This window comes from Ralstonia sp. AU12-08 (assembly GCF_000442475.1).
Taxonomy (GTDB): Bacteria; Pseudomonadota; Gammaproteobacteria; order Burkholderiales; family Burkholderiaceae; genus Ralstonia; species Ralstonia insidiosa.
The window spans coordinates 14,602-29,821 of record NZ_ASZV01000034.1 but is presented as its reverse complement, the minus strand read 5'-3'; the positions used below and the strand labels follow the sequence as shown (position 1 = coordinate 29,821).

The 15,220-nt window shown below is 64.0% G+C and carries 16 protein-coding genes; 5 read left to right on the top strand and 11 right to left on the bottom strand.

Annotation, left to right across the window (positions count from 1 at the left end; translation table 11 throughout):
- Positions 1-228: 228 nt before the first annotated feature.
- Positions 229-498, top strand: coding sequence for a 30S ribosomal protein S20 (gene rpsT / locus C404_RS47595; RefSeq protein WP_021195858.1), 270 nt, complete (start codon positions 229-231; stop codon positions 496-498).
- 150 nt (positions 499-648) lie between these two features.
- Here the strand turns inward: rpsT and C404_RS47590 are convergent, their stop codons facing one another.
- Positions 649-966: a DUF3579 domain-containing protein gene (locus C404_RS47590; protein WP_021195857.1), complete on the bottom strand. Its 318-nt coding sequence runs from the start codon at positions 964-966 to the stop codon at positions 649-651.
- 369 nt (positions 967-1,335) lie between these two features.
- On the opposite strand from C404_RS47590, the gene argF reads away from it, so the two are divergent.
- A complete protein-coding gene (argF, locus tag C404_RS47585) occupies positions 1,336-2,262 on the top strand; it encodes an ornithine carbamoyltransferase (protein WP_021195856.1) in 927 nt (308 codons plus the stop codon).
- A 76-nt stretch (positions 2,263-2,338) separates the two neighbouring features.
- Here the strand turns inward: argF and argG are convergent, their stop codons facing one another.
- Together argG and ppnP are read right to left on the bottom strand one after the other, a co-directional pair.
- Positions 2,339-3,676 (bottom strand): argininosuccinate synthase, encoded by a 1,338-nt coding sequence (argG, locus tag C404_RS47580; RefSeq protein ID WP_021195855.1) that lies wholly within the window; start codon positions 3,674-3,676, stop codon positions 2,339-2,341.
- 32 nt (positions 3,677-3,708) lie between these two features.
- Positions 3,709-4,026: a pyrimidine/purine nucleoside phosphorylase gene (ppnP, locus tag C404_RS47575; RefSeq protein ID WP_021195854.1), complete on the bottom strand. Its 318-nt coding sequence runs from the start codon at positions 4,024-4,026 to the stop codon at positions 3,709-3,711.
- 108 nt (positions 4,027-4,134) lie between these two features.
- Between ppnP and C404_RS47570 the strand changes: the two genes are divergently transcribed.
- Positions 4,135-5,184 (top strand): patatin-like phospholipase family protein, encoded by a 1,050-nt coding sequence (locus C404_RS47570; protein ID WP_021195853.1) that lies wholly within the window; start codon positions 4,135-4,137, stop codon positions 5,182-5,184.
- Positions 5,185-5,188: 4 nt separating this feature from the next.
- Here C404_RS47570 and murB read toward each other — a convergent pair whose 3' ends face one another.
- Positions 5,189-6,217, bottom strand: coding sequence for a UDP-N-acetylmuramate dehydrogenase (gene murB, locus C404_RS47565; protein ID WP_021195852.1), 1,029 nt, complete (start codon positions 6,215-6,217; stop codon positions 5,189-5,191).
- A 106-nt stretch (positions 6,218-6,323) separates the two neighbouring features.
- Here murB and C404_RS47560 point away from each other — a divergent pair, with 106 nt between their 5' ends.
- Positions 6,324-6,809, top strand: a complete 486-nt coding sequence (locus C404_RS47560; protein ID WP_009241389.1) for a YajQ family cyclic di-GMP-binding protein — start codon at positions 6,324-6,326, stop codon at positions 6,807-6,809.
- Positions 6,810-6,891: 82 nt separating this feature from the next.
- On the opposite strand, the gene C404_RS47555 is transcribed toward C404_RS47560, so the two are convergent.
- Positions 6,892-9,285 (bottom strand): acylase, encoded by a 2,394-nt coding sequence (locus tag C404_RS47555; protein ID WP_021195851.1) that lies wholly within the window; start codon positions 9,283-9,285, stop codon positions 6,892-6,894.
- 157 nt (positions 9,286-9,442) lie between these two features.
- Between C404_RS47555 and C404_RS47550 the strand changes: the two genes are divergently transcribed.
- Complete coding sequence (locus C404_RS47550) at positions 9,443-10,459, top strand: GlxA family transcriptional regulator (RefSeq protein ID WP_021195850.1); 1,017 nt, start codon at positions 9,443-9,445, stop codon at positions 10,457-10,459.
- Between the two features lie 7 nt (positions 10,460-10,466).
- Here the strand turns inward: C404_RS47550 and plsY are convergent, their stop codons facing one another.
- From plsY to queG, 6 genes are all read right to left on the bottom strand, one after another.
- Positions 10,467-11,090, bottom strand: a complete 624-nt coding sequence (plsY, locus tag C404_RS47545; RefSeq protein ID WP_021195849.1) for a glycerol-3-phosphate 1-O-acyltransferase PlsY — start codon at positions 11,088-11,090, stop codon at positions 10,467-10,469.
- 70 nt (positions 11,091-11,160) lie between these two features.
- Positions 11,161-11,652 carry a Cys-tRNA(Pro) deacylase gene (ybaK, locus tag C404_RS47540; RefSeq protein WP_021195848.1) on the bottom strand — a complete coding sequence of 164 codons (492 nt, stop codon included), beginning with the start codon at positions 11,650-11,652 and terminating at the stop codon, positions 11,161-11,163.
- Between the two features lie 15 nt (positions 11,653-11,667).
- Positions 11,668-12,603: a site-specific tyrosine recombinase XerD gene (gene xerD, locus C404_RS47535; RefSeq protein WP_021195847.1), complete on the bottom strand. Its 936-nt coding sequence runs from the start codon at positions 12,601-12,603 to the stop codon at positions 11,668-11,670.
- Complete coding sequence (locus C404_RS47530) at positions 12,600-13,076, bottom strand: methylated-DNA--[protein]-cysteine S-methyltransferase (RefSeq protein WP_021195846.1); 477 nt, start codon at positions 13,074-13,076, stop codon at positions 12,600-12,602. Before C404_RS47530 ends, xerD begins: the two co-directional genes overlap by 4 nt.
- Positions 13,077-13,149: 73 nt before the next feature.
- Positions 13,150-13,812: a chalcone isomerase family protein gene (locus tag C404_RS47525; protein WP_021195845.1), complete on the bottom strand. Its 663-nt coding sequence runs from the start codon at positions 13,810-13,812 to the stop codon at positions 13,150-13,152.
- Positions 13,813-14,043: 231 nt separating this feature from the next.
- Positions 14,044-15,219 carry a tRNA epoxyqueuosine(34) reductase QueG gene (queG, locus tag C404_RS47520; RefSeq protein ID WP_021195844.1) on the bottom strand — a complete coding sequence of 392 codons (1,176 nt, stop codon included), beginning with the start codon at positions 15,217-15,219 and terminating at the stop codon, positions 14,044-14,046.
- Position 15,220 lies beyond the last annotated feature (1 nt).

The following is a 15,220-nucleotide window of genomic DNA, read 5'->3' as shown; positions in this document are numbered from 1 at the left end:
CGCCTGACGTGACGGAAGGGCGCAATTGCGGCCGTATTATAGGGACCGCCTCGTCATGCGCTCAAAAGTGCCGCAAAAGCCGCAATCTGCCGTCATTCGGGCGATTTCACAACACGGTTTGCATTGGACGGGGAAGTCTGCGTATAATTGCCGTCTTTCACCAATTTGCGCGCTTCGGCCTTCCGTGTCTCCCGGGGCGCTTGCTACCGTTTCTTCAGGGAATTTTCCATGGCAAACACCGCACAAGCACGCAAGCGCGCACGCCAAGCCGTCGTTCAAAACGCTCACAACTCGGCACTGCGCTCGCGTCTGCGCACCGCTATCAAGACCGTCCGCAAGGCCGTGGCTGGTGGCGACAAGGCAGCTGCAGCTGCTGCATTCAAGACCGCTCAAAGCACGATCGACAGCATCGCTGACAAGAAGATCGTCCACAAGAACAAGGCTGCACGTGCCAAGTCGCGTCTGTCCGCTGCCATCAAGGCAATGGCTGCCGCCTAAGTTCGGGTGATGCCGGCCTAGCCGGCATGGCGTGACGGCAGTTGCGTTGCGCGCCAGCAGTACCGGCAATAAAAAAGCCTGTCTTCGGACAGGCTTTTTGCTTTGGTGCGCCAGAAAGAGCGCCCGGCACGCAGTGGTGCCGGCGATGCGTCAGACCGGCGTGCCCTCGTCAGGCAGGATGCAGGCTTCGACCAACTGCAGGTTGTTGTCGTGCGCGAAGTTCAGCACAAAGTCGAGCGCCTTGGGCTCGATCTCGCGCAGGCGCTCGTCGACGAAGACGCTCTTGATACCGCCCGACATGACGGGGCGCACGAAAGGGGAGTAGGTCAGGCGGGGGTCCCCAGTATCACCGGCGGGGCGGAACTGCGCCATCACGCCGCACAGCCGATCGGCCCAGTCGCTCGGGCGGAAGGTCTTTCCGTCACGGGTGACGCCCTGGATAAAGAATTGGCGAGGGTAGGCTGCCATGGACTGCGTGGGGCTTGTGGAGATTTGCAAACGGCTTCGACCGCGCGGGTGCCGCAACGTTCGAACGGGGTGCACTTGTGGTGCGGATGATGCGCTTGCTCGGTTGCCGATTCATGAACCAGACGAACCGGCTTGTCGTGCCGGTTTGCGGACGATCGAGGCATCCGAGGCAGCCAGTATTATATCTTATATAAGACTTTCATCGGCCTTTCACCCGCGCCTTTATGGTACCGCGAGCGGCCCGGCGGAAACTCGCCAAACTGGCGGCGATCCCGTATGATGAGTTGAATCTTCACCAGACAAGGCGGCTAGGGCGGCGTGCCACGGGATCTTTCCGGTGCGTCATCTGCGGGCTGCCTTCGTTGTTTTATGAACCCACCAAGCTCGATCAAGCACTACCTGCAGTTCAAGGACTTTTCGCTGGAAGAGTACGAGTACCTGCTGGACCGTTCCAAGATCCTCAAGGCCAAGTTCAAGAACTACGAGACGTGGCACCCGCTGCACGATCGCACGCTGGCCATGATCTTCGAGAAGAATTCCACGCGTACGCGCCTGTCGTTCGAGGCCGGCATCCACCAGCTCGGCGGCCACGCGGTCTTCCTCAACACGCGCGATTCCCAACTGGGGCGCGGTGAGCCGATCGAAGACGCGGCGCAGGTCATCTCCCGCATGACCGACATCATCATGATCCGCACCTTCGGGCAGGAGATCATCGAGCGCTTTGCTGCGCATTCGCGCGTGCCGGTCATCAACGGGCTGACCAACGAATACCACCCGTGCCAGGTGCTGGCCGACATCTTCACCTTCATCGAGCAACGCGGCCCGATCAAGGGCAAGACCGTCACCTGGGTGGGCGACGCCAACAACATGGCATACACGTGGATTCAGGCAGCTGAGATTCTCGGCTTCCGCTTCCATTTCTCCGCACCGAAGGGCTACCAGCTCGATCCGGCCATGGTGGCCGATTCCAGCCGCCCGTTCGTGCACGTGTTCGAAAGCCCGCTCGAGGCTTGCGATGGTGCCCACTTGGTGACCACGGACGTGTGGACCAGCATGGGTTACGAGGCTGAGAACGAAGCGCGCAAGAAGGCCTTCGGCGACTGGATGGTCACCGAGGCGATGATGCAGCGCGCGCAACCCGATGCACTGTTCATGCACTGCCTGCCCGCGCACCGCGGCGAGGAAGTCGAAGCCGCCGTCATCGATGGCAAGCAGAGCGTGGTGTGGGACGAGGCGGAAAACCGCCTGCACGTGCAGAAGGCGCTGATGGAATACCTGCTCTGCGGCCGTTACTAAGCCCAAGAGCTGCAGCCATAGAAAAAGGCCGCTCCGATTGATGTCGGAGCGGCCTTTTCGCTTTGAAGCAGCAGGCTTACTTCTTGCCGCCGTCCAACTGGGGCAGTGCGTTGCTGGTGCCCAGCGACAACAGGCCCGCCTTCGAGTAGATGGCCAGCTTGTCGCGCGTGTCCATCAGGTCCAGGTTGCGCATGGTCAGTTGGCCGATGCGGTCCGCCGGGCTGAACGGTGCATCTTCCACTTTTTCCATCGACAGACGCTCGGGCGCGTACGTCAAGTTGGCCGACTCGGTGTTCAGGATCGAGTAATCGTTGCCGCGGCGCAGTTCCAGCGTGACGGTGCCGGTCACGGCGCGCGCCACCCAGCGCTGAGCGGTTTCGCGCAGCATGATGGCCTGCGGGTCGAACCAGCGGCCCTGGTACAGCAGACGGCCCAGGCGCAGGCCGTTGATGCGGTACTGCTCGATGGTGTCTTCGTTGTGGATACCGGTGACCAGGCGCTCGTAGGCGATGTGCAGCAGCGCCATGCCCGGGGCTTCGTAGATGCCGCGGCTCTTGGCTTCGATGATGCGGTTTTCAATCTGGTCGCTCATGCCCAGGCCGTGGCGGCCACCAATGCGATTGAGCTCCAGGAACATCTCCACCGGATCAGCGATTTCCTTGCCATTGACGGCGACCGGGCGGCCTTCGTCGAAGGTGACCGACACTTCTTCGGCCTTCACCTCGACTTCCGGCTTCCAGAACGCCACGCCCATGATCGGGTTGACGATGCGGATGCCGCTGTTCAGGTGCTCCAGGTCCTTGGCCTCGTGCGTGGCGCCGAGCATGTTGGAGTCGGTCGAGTAAGCCTTTTCGGCGCTCATCTTGTAGCCGAAACCTTCCTTCGTCATGAAGGCGGACATTTCAGCGCGGCCGCCCAGCTCATCGATGAAGGTCTGGTCCAGCCACGGCTTGTAGATCTTCAGCGCCGGGTTGGTCAGCAGGCCGTAGCGGTAGAAACGCTCGATGTCGTTGCCCTTGAAGGTCGAGCCGTCGCCCCAGATGTTGACGTCGTCTTCCTTCATGGCGGCGACCAGCATGGTGCCGGTCACGGCGCGGCCCAGCGGCGTGGTGTTGAAGTAGGTGATGCCGCCGGTGCTGATGTGGAAGGCGCCGGCCTGGATGGCGGCAATGCCTTCATTGGCCAGCTGCGGGCGGCAGTCGATCAGGCGGGCCTTCTCTGCGCCGTACTCCATGGCCTTGCGCGGGATGGCATCGTAGTCTTCCTCGTCGGGCTGGCCGAGGTTGGCGGTGTAGGCATAGGGCAGGGCGCCCTTGTTCTTCATCCAACGCAGGGCTGCGCTGGTGTCCAGACCGCCGGAGAAGGCAATGCCGACCTTCTGGCCGACGGGAACGTGTTGCAGGATGGTTTCCATACTCTTTCTCTTCAGATGATCGCTGCTCGCGCTTAGGCGTAGTGGCAGATGTAGTGGTACGCGTCGGTCACACGGATGTCGAACTTCGAGTTGGCCGGGACGTGGAAGCTTTCACCGGCGGAGGAGGTTTTCCATTCGTCGGTGCCGTCGAGCTTGTATTCGCACGAACCGCCCACGCATTCCATGATCTCGGCCGCAGCCGTGCCGAAGGTCAGCGTGGCCGGCAGCACCACGCCCACGGACTTCTTGGTGCCGTCGGGCAGGGTAAAGCTGTGGCTGACGCACTTTCCGTCAAAGTACACATTGGCCTTGGTGGTCAGGCGGACGCCGTCAAAGGTTTCGGTGGTCATGGAGTGAAAAAGGCGGAACGCAAAAAGCGGTGGTCTAGGGTCGAATCCGCCATTTTAGGGCATGATCCGGCCAGCGCCACGGGGGCGCCTGAATCTGGAGGAAAAAGCATGGGAAAGCCGGACGGCAAGCACATCAACCTCGCGCTCCAGGGCGGTGGTGCGCACGGCGCGTTCACGTGGGGTGTGCTGGACGCGCTGCTCGAAGATGGGCGCCTGTCGTACGAGGGCATTACCGGCACCAGCGCGGGTTCGATGAATGCGGTGGTGATGCTCGACGGCCTGCTCGAAGGAGGACCTGAGCGGGCGCGCGAGAAGCTGCATGCGTTCTGGCTGGCGGTGTCGACGGCCGGTTCGCCGCTCTCTGCGATGGGCGAGAACGCCAAGACGATGTTCTCCGGCAAGCCGCTGTTTCCCGATAGCTGGCCCGTGGCCGACTGGATGCGCATGTGGGACAGCTGGATCAGCGCCACGGCCCAGGGCACGCACTACAACCCGCTGCGCGACCTGCTTGCCACCCATGTCGATTTCGAACGCTTGCGTGCCTGCCCCGACACCAAACTGTTTCTGGCGGCCACCGACGTCAACACGGGCAACGTGCGCGTCTTCAACACGCCAGAGATCGATACCGAGGTCGTCCTCGCCTCCGCCTGCCTGCCGTACCTGTACCCGGCCATCGAGATTCATCGCCACCACTACTGGGACGGCGGCTACATGGGCAACCCGGTACTGTTTCCGTTCTTCTACGAGACCAAGACGCAGGACATCCTGCTCGTGCACGTGAATCCGATCGTGCGCAAGGAGGTGCCGGACCAGCCGCACGAAGTGATGGAGCGGCTCAACGAGATCACCTTCAACGCCTCGTTGCTGCGCGAGATGCGCGCCATCGCGTTCGTGCAGAAGCTGATTGCCGAAGACTGGCTCAAGCCCGAATACCGTGACCGCCTGAAATACATCTACCTGCACGCCATCCGCGCCGACAAGCCGCTGGGTGATCTGTCGTCATCGACCAAGCTGGTGACGGACTGGAGCTTCCTGACCATGCTCAAGGAGCGCGGCCGGCACGAAGGCAAGGCGTGGCTACGCAAGCATTTCGACGATGTGGGCAAACAGGGCACTGTCGACATCCAGAAGGAATACCTGCGCGGCCAGGAAATCTAAGCGATCAGATGACGACGGGTTCCGGTTCGATGCGCACACCAAAGCGGGCGTAGACCGTGTCCTGAATCTCGCGCGCCAGCGTCATCAATTGCACGGCGCTGCCGCCGCCCCGGTGCACCAGCACCAGCGCCTGCTTCTCGTACACGCCCACCGCGCCGCTCTGGCGGCCCTTGAAACCGCACTGGTCAATCAGCCAGCCGGCGGCGAGCTTGTAGGTGCCGTCCGGCTGCACATAGCCCACCAGATTCGGGAAACGCTCCACCAGCGCATCGCGCGTGGCGGCATCGACGATGGGGTTCTTGAAGAAACTGCCCGCGTTGCCGATCTCGGCCGGGTCGGGCAGCTTGCGGCGGCGGATGGCGACCACGGCGTCGAAGATGTTCTGCGCCGTCGGATTGGCGATGTTCTGCGCGGCCAGTTCACGTGCGAGTTCTGCGTAGTGCGTGTCGGGCTGCCAGTCGACGGGCAGGGCGAAGGTGACTTCGGTGATGATGTAGCGATCAGCGCCGGCGCGCTTGAAGAGGCTGTCGCGGTAGCCGAAGGCGCAGTCGGCGGCGTCTAGTGTGACGAACTCGCCGGCGTGGCGGTCGTAGGCGCGCAGGGAATGGAAGCGGTCTTTGATCTCGACGCCGTATGCGCCGATGTTCTGGATGGGCGCCGCACCGACGGTGCCCGGGATCAGCGCGAGGTTTTCCAGCCCAGGCAAGCCATGGGCGACGGTGTGCGCGACCAGGCCGTGCCACGATTCGCCGCCGCCGGCAGTGACGGTGTGGACTTCGCGGCCATCGATCGTTGCCTGGCCGGTGGTGATGCCCGGAATCTCCATCAGCAGTACCAGGCCGTCGAAATCACGTGTGAGTACGACGTTGCTGCCCCCGCCCAGCACCAGCACCGGCAGGCCCTGCACGCGCGGGTCGGCCAGCGCGGCGGGGATGTCCTCCGGCGTGCGCACGTGTGCGGCATAGCGCGCGGTGGCCTCAAAACGGAACGTGTTGTGCCGGCCTAGGGGATAATGCGTGTCGAGCAACGCCATGGCGCCAAATCTGCTGGGAAAGCCCGGATTATAGAAGCCATGGCGCACGCGGCACCCGCAGGAAGCTGCCGCAGCAACCCGAATTCAAGTCTGCAAGGAGAACACGATGCCGTCGTTTGACGTGGTATGCGAAGCCAACATGGTGGAAGTGAAGAACGCCGTGGAACAGGCCAACAAAGAGATTTCGACGCGATTCGACTTCAAGGGCTCGGACTCGCGCGTCGAGCACAAGGAGCAGGAGTTGACCCTGTTTGCCGATGACGATTTCAAGATCGGCCAGGTCAACGATGTGCTGATGAACAAGCTCGCCAAGCGCAACGTCGACGTGCGCTTTCTGGACTACCAGGACAAGCAGAAGATCGGCGGTGACAAGATGAAGCAGGTCGTCAAGATCAAGAAGGGTGTCTCGGGTGACTTGGCCAAGAAGATCGTCAAGACGATCAAGGACAGCAAGATCAAGGTCCAGGCCAGCATCCAGGGCGATGCGGTGCGCGTGACCGGCGCCAAGCGCGATGACCTGCAAAGCGTGATCGCCATGCTGCGCAAGGACGTGAGCGACACGCCGCTGGATTTCAACAACTTCCGCGACTGATCGGCTGGTTGGCTGTTCAAGCAAAACGCCCCGCACGGCACGAGCGGGGCGTTTGCATTTGCGGTGATGAATTGATGCGGATTTACTGCGACAGCTTCGTCACCTTCAGCGCCGGGTCGGCAGCAATGGCCGCCTCCGAGAACGGCAGCCGATTCCAGCGTTTGGCCGAGAACTCACGCATCTGGTCAAACGCACGCGGCGAGGCCGGATCGCTCGATTCGCCATAGGTGAGCAGCGCATCGGCCACCGGGCCCTGGTCGTCAAACGTGACGGTCTGGATGTAGCTGGTGCCGAAATACACCTGCAGCCCCTTCGGCCCGATCGGCGTGCTTTGCAGCTTGTTCAGCACGCCTTCGTACTCCTCACCACCGTGCAGGGCGATGTCGCCGCCCGGCGCGTGCGCTGCCTGCACGGTGCCCAGCGGGGCATCCAGCGCAAAGCCGGCGGTGCGCACCGCGCCCACGGCATCCTTCAGCGCCTTGAACACGGCCGTACGCACGGTTACGTCGCTCATGCGCAGGTTGCGTGGCGTGTAGATCGGGTCAGCCGGGTTGAAGTCGACCGCGTAGACATGCGGGATGTCCTTGGCGCGCATCCAGAACTCGCGGAACAGATGGGCGGCGCGGGCGTCGACGTTGCTGGTGAGGTTCCACTGCGCTAGGGCAGCACAGCCGTCACGCACATCAGCATCGAGGTTGCCACTACCGGCCTTGCACGCGGCCAGCAGATCGTCGCGCACAAGGTGGCCGGCGAGGTTGGCATCGCGGAAGATCATCGCCTGCAGGTTCGGCAGATTGACCTTGTTGCCGGGCAACCCATCGGTGCCATTCAAGCGGCGCTCGATCTCGATGATGCCGATACGGGTGCGCAGGCGCTGCGGCACGTCGGTCGAACCCATCACCGGGGAGTAGCCGGTCAGCTTCTGCGCCGGGTTGGTGAGCCACGAACTGTCGTTGCTGTTGGCAACGTAGTCGTCGCGTTCCAGCACCGGCATGCGTGCGGGCGCCACCAGGCCTGGCACGGGCGATGCCGGATCGACCTGCCAGTTGCACGTGCTGCGTGAGCCGTCGAGCAGCACCAGGCCAACGCCCTTGAACAGCTTGTCAGCCAGCGGCGACGGGGCGCAGCGCTTGAGCGTTTCGGCGGACACATCCGGCGTGGTCGACACATCGGCAAACAGCGCGCGGCCGCTGCGGTCGGTGGCAATGGTGTTGACCCAGGGGATGCCGAGGCTGCCGATCGCCTGGCGGATACCCGCCACGTCCTTGGCTTGCCCAATGTGCAGCCATGTGTCGATCGAGCGCGTGTTGTTGCGGTTGGCGTCCCGCAGCGTGTAGGCCTTCTGCGTGGTCCACGGCATGCCGCCGGCAGGCATCGACAGGACCGGGCCGTATACGGTGTCGTAGAAGGTGTGCGTGCGGCGCTCCATGCGGCCGTCGGGCAGCTTCACATCAAAGGCCACGGTGCGCGTGGTCATCTTGTGCGGCGTGCCGTCGATCAGGTAGGTGGTCGGGTCGCCCTCGGCCAGCTTCAGTTCGAACACCGTGAAGCGGCGCCCGGTGGACACCGTGTGCGTCCACGCCACATCCTTGTTGAAGCCGATGCTGACGACGGGGAAGGCGGCAATCGATGCGCCCATCACGTCCAGCTTGCCGGGCACGGTCAGGTGGACCTGGTAGAAGCGGTTGGTGGTCGTCCACGGGAAGTGCGGGTTGCCGAGCAGTACGCCGTGGCCGTTGTCGGTGGCACTCTTGCCGAAGGCCCAGCCGTTGGAGCCGATCGGCATGTCGCGCAGTTGCAGATCGCGATCGAGCGCGGCGGTGTCGATGGCGAGCGGTGGGATCGCTACGCCAGAGACAGGCGCACCGCCCGGCGGCTGCGCAGCGACAATGCTCTGCAGCATGGCACCTGCGCTGGCCTGGATGGCCTTCTCTTCGCCCATCAGCATCATGTCCGCCAGCGTGAGCGGGCGCACCCAGGCGGCGTTGCGGCACGCAGCGGGGCGGTTGGCCGCCGGCGTGTCCTTCAGATAGCGGTTGTAGCCGGCGATGTAGCCGCGCAGCAGTTCGCGTGCTTCAGGCGACATCTGCGCGTAGCCCGCGCGCAGGCCGGCCTCGTCAAAGGCGCCCTTGAAGAAGGCATCGGATTGCGTGTTCGGGATCGGCTTGAACGATACGGTGACGGTGCCTTCCGGCCCAAAGGTCTTCGAGCGCTCGCCATTGACGGTGACGACCTGGTCGGCCAGCAGGCAGACGTTGTCTTGCGCATAGGCGTAGGCCATGCCGTAGCCGAGGCTGGCGTAGTCGTTGGCGCGGATGTGCGGAATGCCGAAGGCGGTGCGGCTGATGTCGGCCGAGAGGCCGGTGTCCGAAGGTGTAGCCCAGCCACTGTCGGTGCTTGCGCAGCCGGCCAGCGCTGCAAGCGCGGCCATGGCGAGCGTGCCGCGCAGCGCGAATCCCTGCATGAATTGCTGCATCGTGCGTTGTCTCCTGATCTTTGTTTTGTGATGGGCCGCGTCTGTGCGCAGCCACCGTTGCATCCTCAATCGGACGGGTCTGATCTGAAAGAGGTATTCCCGCCAGAGTTGGGGTTAATCCCGCCATGTAGATTGCTGCGCATGCCTATACTGCGGCATGCCCAATATCGACCTGCTGACCTTTCCTGACGCCGGCTTTTCCGCACTGGCAACGGCTGCCGACACGCTTGGCGTGGCCAACGCGCTGGCGTCCATGCAGGCTGGCAAGCGGGCCAATGCCGCCAAGACGCCGGTGTTCGGCTGGCGGCTTGTCGCGCGCGATCCGGGGCGCTGGCAGGCGGCGGCCCAGACACTCGCCTGCCGGTGCGATGCGCTGCCGGAAGACGATGCCGAGCTTGGCGACGCGCTGATCGTGCCGCCACTGCATTTCGACCACATCGGCACGATGGAGCAGCGTCTGGCGCTGCTGGAGGTGGAGCGGGCCACGATCCGCCGCTATCTGGAAGCGGGGCGGCTGGTGGCGTCGCCCTTTACCGGCGTGGCGATGCTGGCCGATGTGCTGCCGCCCGGCCAACGGCTGACGGTGACGTGGCTGATCGCCGGTTGGGTGCAGGGCAACTTCCCGCAGTTGAAGGTGGTGCCGGCCCAGGCCATCGTCAGTAGCGGCAATGTCATTACCGCGCGGGCGATGGAACATGGCGTGGCGTTGATGCACCGCGTAGTGGCGCGGCTGGCCGACGCGCGTCTGGCGCGCACGCTGGGCAATACGGCGCTCGATCACCCGTCACGCGGCGAGGCCATCGGCATCTGGCTGCGCAGCAAGCCGGCGATCCGCGACAGCGTCGTGCTGCGTGCGCGACGCTATCTGCAGCAACATCTGCATGAGCCGTTCGACCTGGGGAAGCTTGCCGCCGCCGCCTCGACCAGCGAGCGGACGCTGCTGCGGCATTTCACGAAAACGGTGGGGACGTCGCCGCTGCAATTGCTGCACCGGCTGCGCGTAGAGCGCGCGTGTCACCTGTTGGAAGTCAGCACGCTGAGCCTGACAACGATTGCCGAGCAGTGCGGCTATCAGGACATGTCCGCCTTCCGGCGGTTGATCCGGCGGCACACGGGGCGGCCGCCAGGAGAACATCGGCGCGCGCATTCGGTGCGCGCCGAGTTGCGGAATTAGTGTGGAGCTAGGCGGCTTTCTTTTTCTCGCCGATGCGGCTTTCCTTGCCGGCCAGCAGCTTGGCGATATTGGCGCGGTGGCGTGCAATCAGCAGCACGGCCATCAGCGCAACCGCACCGGCAATCCAGTCGAAGCCGAACATCAGCACATAGAAGAACGGCGCAAACACGGCCGACACCAGCGCTGCCAGCGACGAGTAGCGGAAGAACACGGCGATGATGAGCCAGGTCGCCAGCGTTGCCAGGCCCAGCCACACGTTGATCGCCAGCAGAATACCCGCCGCCGTGGCCACGCCCTTGCCGCCGGCAAAGCGGTGGAATACCGGATACAGGTGGCCCAGGAACACGGCGATCACGACCAGCGCAATGCCAACCTCATCCACGCCAAAGCGCGGTGCCAACAGTAGCGCGAGCCACACTGCCAGCCAGCCCTTGGCCGCATCGCCCAGCAACGTGAGGATGGCGGCCTTCTTGTTGCCCGAGCGCAGCACGTTGGTGGCGCCCGGGTTGCCCGAGCCGTAGGTGCGCGGATCGGCCAAGCCCATGACGCGGCTGACCACCACGGCAAACGAGATCGAGCCGATCAGGTAGGCGGCTACGCCAAAAAGGACGGTTGCGACGACTGGGGACATAGCGGTTCTGTGAAATCAGGCTGCGGGATTGTAGCGCGGGGCGTAGGGTGCCCCAGCCGCTCCGTTCGTTTCAATCGGGGTTTGCACAATTGACGGGCTGTGCGTTCAGCGCCGTCGTCAGCACGCCTGGCGAAATGCTCACCAGAAAACCGCGCCGCCCGCCGTTGATATAGATGCGCTCCAACTCCAGCACGGACGCTTCCACATACACCGGCATCGCCTTGCGCACGCCAAACGGCGAGGTGCCGCCGACGAGGTAGCCGCTGTGCCGCTGCGCCACCTCGGGCTTACACGGCTGTACGCTCTTGCGGCCGGTCTGGCGCGCGAGGTTCTTGGTGGAGACCGAGCAATCGCCGTGCATCAGCACGATCAGCGGCTTGGCGTGCTCGTCTTCCATGACCAGCGTCTTGACGACGGCGTGCTCGTCCACGCCGAGCTGGCGCGACGACTCGGTCGTGCCGCCCTTGTCGACATAGTCGTAGGTGTGTTCGGTAAAGGCGACGCCGTGCGCCTTGAGGAACTGCGTGGCGGGCGTTTCGGAAACGTGTTTGGACTTGCTCATGGGGAAAGGAAAACGCTATCCGCGCGGATGGTGCTGCGCATGCAGCGTGCGCAGCCGCTCGCGCGCGACGTGGGTGTAGATCTGCGTGGTGGAAATATCCGCGTGGCCGAGCAGCATCTGCACCACGCGCAAATCCGCGCCGTGGTTGAGCAGGTGCGTGGCGAACGCGTGGCGCAGCGTGTGCGGCGACAGCGGTGCATGTATATCGGCGAGCAGCGCGTAGCGTTTGATCAGGTACCAGAACGCCTGGCGCGTCATGCCTTCGCCGCGGGCGGTGACGAACAGTGCATCGGCGGTGCGTTCGCCCAGCAAGGCCGTGCGGCCATCACGCAGATAGCGCCGCAGCCAGTCGCCGGCCTCGGCGCCGAACGGCACCAACCGGTCCTTGCCACCCTTGCCGCCGATCACGCGCACCACGCCTTCGTTCAGGCCCACCTCCACCGTCTTCAACGCGACGATCTCTGACACGCGCAAGCCGCTCGCATACATCAGCTCGATCATGGCGCGGTCGCGCAAGCCGAGCGGCGTATCGACATCGGGCGCGTTGATGAGCGCCTCCACCTGTGCTTCGGACAGCGTTTTCGGATAGCGCGGCGGCTGCTTGGCCGTGGGCAGCAGGCGCGACGGATCGGTGCTCACCACATGTTCGCGCAATGCCCATACGAAGAACCGCTTGAACACCGTGCGACGTCGGTTGGCCGTGGAGGCGCGGCTCTCGGCATGGCGTGCGGCAAAGTAGTCGGCGAGGTCGCCGTCTTCGGTTTCGGCGATGGATTTGCTGCGCTCGGCCAGCCAGTGCGCGTAAAGCGTCAGGTCGCGCCGGTATGCATCGAGCGTGTTGCGGGCGAGGCCGTCTTCCAGCCAGAGCGCATCGCAGAAGCGCTGGATGGCGTCGGCGCTCTGCGGGGGCAGGGCCGGGGTTTCGGCGTCTTTTGGTGCAGCTTTTCTCATATCAGCATCACGCCTTCATGGCGCAGCAGCCAGTGCTTGATGTTCAGCAGGTAGCCATCCGTGTGGTGCGAGAACCCGCCGATGCCCGAGGCGCTTACCACGCGGTGACACGGGATGAGGATCGGAAACCAGTTGTCGCCGCACGCCTGGCCCACCGCGCGCGGCACGCTGCTGATCTGCTTGGCGATGGTGCCGTAGGTGATGACGCTGCCGCAGGGGATCGCGCTGATGGCGTTCCACACGCGGCGCTGGAAGTCCGTGCCGGCAGGCGCGAGCGGCACATCGAAGGCGGCGTTGGGGTTGCTGTAGTACGCGTCGAGCTGGCGGGCCAGTTTGCGGATCAACGCATGGCTGGAATCGACCGTGGGCGTGCTTTCCGGCAGGTAGGTGAGTTCACGCAGGGTGCCGTCGGCCACACGCACGCCCAGCTTGCCGAAGGGCGCTTCGAGTACAGCATCGAAAGGGGAGGGCATGACGGCGTCCGGCGCGGAAAAGCGATCCTGCGAATCTAGCACGTCGCTAGGCGACGCAACGCGGCGCGGATCGTCAGCTACCGAGCAGCCCGCTTTTCAGATCCCGGTCGACCGGGTTGTTGCCGATGAAGATGCTGAGCACGGCCTGGTAGAAATCTTCGCCGGGGATGGGCTTGCCGCGCGCCACACCGTTGATGCTGACCGTGGTGCCCGCGTCGGGCGTGTAGTCGAAGTTGATGGTGTCGCCACGACGGGTGGAGCCGATCTGGCGCATGGCGTCTTCCAACTGCCCCAGGCGATCGGACAGCCGCTGCAGCTGAATCTCGGTCTGGTTGTGGTGGATGCCGTCATTCAGTGCGCGGATGAAGGTGTCGGCCCCCACATCACGCAGCGGGTGGATCTGCAGCCGCTTCGGCCCCTTCATGGCGAGGATCAGCGCCGCGTTCTTGGCACGCTCGGGCAGATACAGGCCCGCCACATAGCCCTTGATGACGAACACCGAGCGCAGCCCCGTGCCGTTGAGCGGCAACTCGCGGCCGGCCAGGCGTGCAGCGTCGTCAAAGTGCACGCCCTCGATGTCCACCGTCGCCCAGGCCGGCAGCGTGCAGGCGGCCAGCAGGGCGGCACCTGCAATGCCGTGGCGCCATGCACGTCGAACCATGGACATGCGATTGGATGCACGGACACGCACTTCAAAACGCAATGCGCGGCGGAGGAAAAGCAGGGCGGAGAACATCGAAAACACGCGGTTTTTTGTGAGGCTCTATTTTTGCAAATTTCTATTTCAAAACCATTGGTGTCTGCCCTGATTCGCAACCGTTTGCGTACCACCAGGTATAAGGCTCGGCTTCATCTGGCGTTAACCATGATTTCTTCTATTTGTGCTAGGTGTGAATTGTCTTGTTTTTAAAACAATACCCGCCCCTGATTCCAATGGGGAATTAAAGTGCCGGAGTTTGAATTGCCGTCAGGCTGCCAGTGCCCAGGCGACGTGCTCGCGCACAAGTTCGGAGGGGTGGTCGGCCCGCGTGTGCAATGCGGCTCGCAATTGCACACGCGATGCCTCCGGCAACGGCCCGCGCAGCGCATTGCCCAGCGCCACCGCAATGTTGCGCAGCCAGCGCTCATGGCCGATGCGCCGGATCGGGCTGCCTTCCAGGCGCTGGTTGAATTCGCCTTCCGTCCAACCGAACAGGTCGACCAGCGTGGCCGCATCCAATCCATTGCGCACGTCGAAATCGGGCAGGTTGGCCGGCACCGCAAACTTGTTCCACGGGCAGATGAGCTGGCAGTCATCGCAGCCGTAGACGCGGTTGCCCATCGCCTCGCGCAACTCAACGGGGATGCTGCCCTTGTGCTCGATGGTCAGGTACGAGATGCAGCGGCGGGCGTCCACCGTGTACGGGGCGACGATTGCCTGCGTGGGGCAGACGTCAATGCAGCGCGTGCAGTTGCCGCAGTGGGGCTCGACCGGTGGGTCGATCGGCAGCGGCAGGTCGATCAGGATCTCGCCGAGGAAGAACATCGAGCCGGCATCGCGATCGAGCAGCAGCGTGTGCTTGCCGCGCCAGCCCAGGCCGCCGTTGCTGGCCAGTGCCACCTCCAGCACCGGCGCCGAATCCGTGAACACGCGAAAGCCGTAGGGCCCGACTGCACCGGCAATCTTCTCGGCCAGCTTCTGTAGGCGCTGGCGCAGCACCTTGTGATAGTCCCGGCCGCGCGCGTAGAGCGAGATGGTGGCGTCTTCGGGGCGGCGCATGCGGTCCCATTCGACGGTGCGCCAGTCGCTGCCGGCGGCTGGCTGATCCGTGTGCGCACGGGTGTCGTGTGGCAGATACGGCATGCGCGCGACGATGGCGCGTACCGTTCCGGCAACAAGTTCGGCGGGACGTGCACGGAGCAATCCATGGTTCGCCATATAATCCATGTCACCGTGAAACCCCTGCGCAAGCCACGTCTGGAGCCCTTCTTCAGCGTGCGAGAGGTCGATGCCGGCGATGCGGATGGCATCGAAGCCGAGTTCAGCGCCCCAGGTGCGGATCTGCGCAACCAGCGCAGCGACATCTGCCTCATCGGTAGGCAGGCGCGTATCGAGGTTCGTTTCGAGCGCTGCTGTGGGCGCTGGCGTGGGGGTCGCGGACATG

Excerpts from the sequence above, each read along its gene's own strand:
- plsY (WP_021195849.1), bottom strand. The coding sequence starts at position 11,090 with ATGTCCCCAGTCGTCGCAACCGTCCTTTTTGGCGTAGCCGCCTACCTG.
- C404_RS47550 (WP_021195850.1), top strand. The coding sequence starts at position 9,443 with ATGCCCAATATCGACCTGCTGACCTTTCCTGACGCCGGCTTTTCCGCA.
- argG (WP_021195855.1), bottom strand. The coding sequence starts at position 3,676 with ATGGAAACCATCCTGCAACACGTTCCCGTCGGCCAGAAGGTCGGCATT.
- C404_RS47590 (WP_021195857.1), bottom strand. The coding sequence starts at position 966 with ATGGCAGCCTACCCTCGCCAATTCTTTATCCAGGGCGTCACCCGTGAC.
- ppnP (WP_021195854.1), bottom strand. The coding sequence starts at position 4,026 with ATGACCACCGAAACCTTTGACGGCGTCCGCCTGACCACCAAGGCCAAT.
- rpsT (WP_021195858.1), top strand. The coding sequence starts at position 229 with ATGGCAAACACCGCACAAGCACGCAAGCGCGCACGCCAAGCCGTCGTT.
- ybaK (WP_021195848.1), bottom strand. The coding sequence starts at position 11,652 with ATGAGCAAGTCCAAACACGTTTCCGAAACGCCCGCCACGCAGTTCCTC.
- C404_RS47525 (WP_021195845.1), bottom strand. The coding sequence starts at position 13,812 with ATGTTCTCCGCCCTGCTTTTCCTCCGCCGCGCATTGCGTTTTGAAGTG.
- queG (WP_021195844.1), bottom strand. The coding sequence starts at position 15,219 with ATGTCCGCGACCCCCACGCCAGCGCCCACAGCAGCGCTCGAAACGAAC.
- murB (WP_021195852.1), bottom strand. The coding sequence starts at position 6,217 with ATGGCGTTGCTCGACACGCATTATCCCCTAGGCCGGCACAACACGTTC.
- C404_RS47530 (WP_021195846.1), bottom strand. The coding sequence starts at position 13,076 with ATGCCCTCCCCTTTCGATGCTGTACTCGAAGCGCCCTTCGGCAAGCTG.
- C404_RS47570 (WP_021195853.1), top strand. The coding sequence starts at position 4,135 with ATGGGAAAGCCGGACGGCAAGCACATCAACCTCGCGCTCCAGGGCGGT.
- C404_RS47560 (WP_009241389.1), top strand. The coding sequence starts at position 6,324 with ATGCCGTCGTTTGACGTGGTATGCGAAGCCAACATGGTGGAAGTGAAG.
- C404_RS47555 (WP_021195851.1), bottom strand. The coding sequence starts at position 9,285 with ATGCAGCAATTCATGCAGGGATTCGCGCTGCGCGGCACGCTCGCCATG.
- argF (WP_021195856.1), top strand. The coding sequence starts at position 1,336 with ATGAACCCACCAAGCTCGATCAAGCACTACCTGCAGTTCAAGGACTTT.
- xerD (WP_021195847.1), bottom strand. The coding sequence starts at position 12,603 with ATGAGAAAAGCTGCACCAAAAGACGCCGAAACCCCGGCCCTGCCCCCG.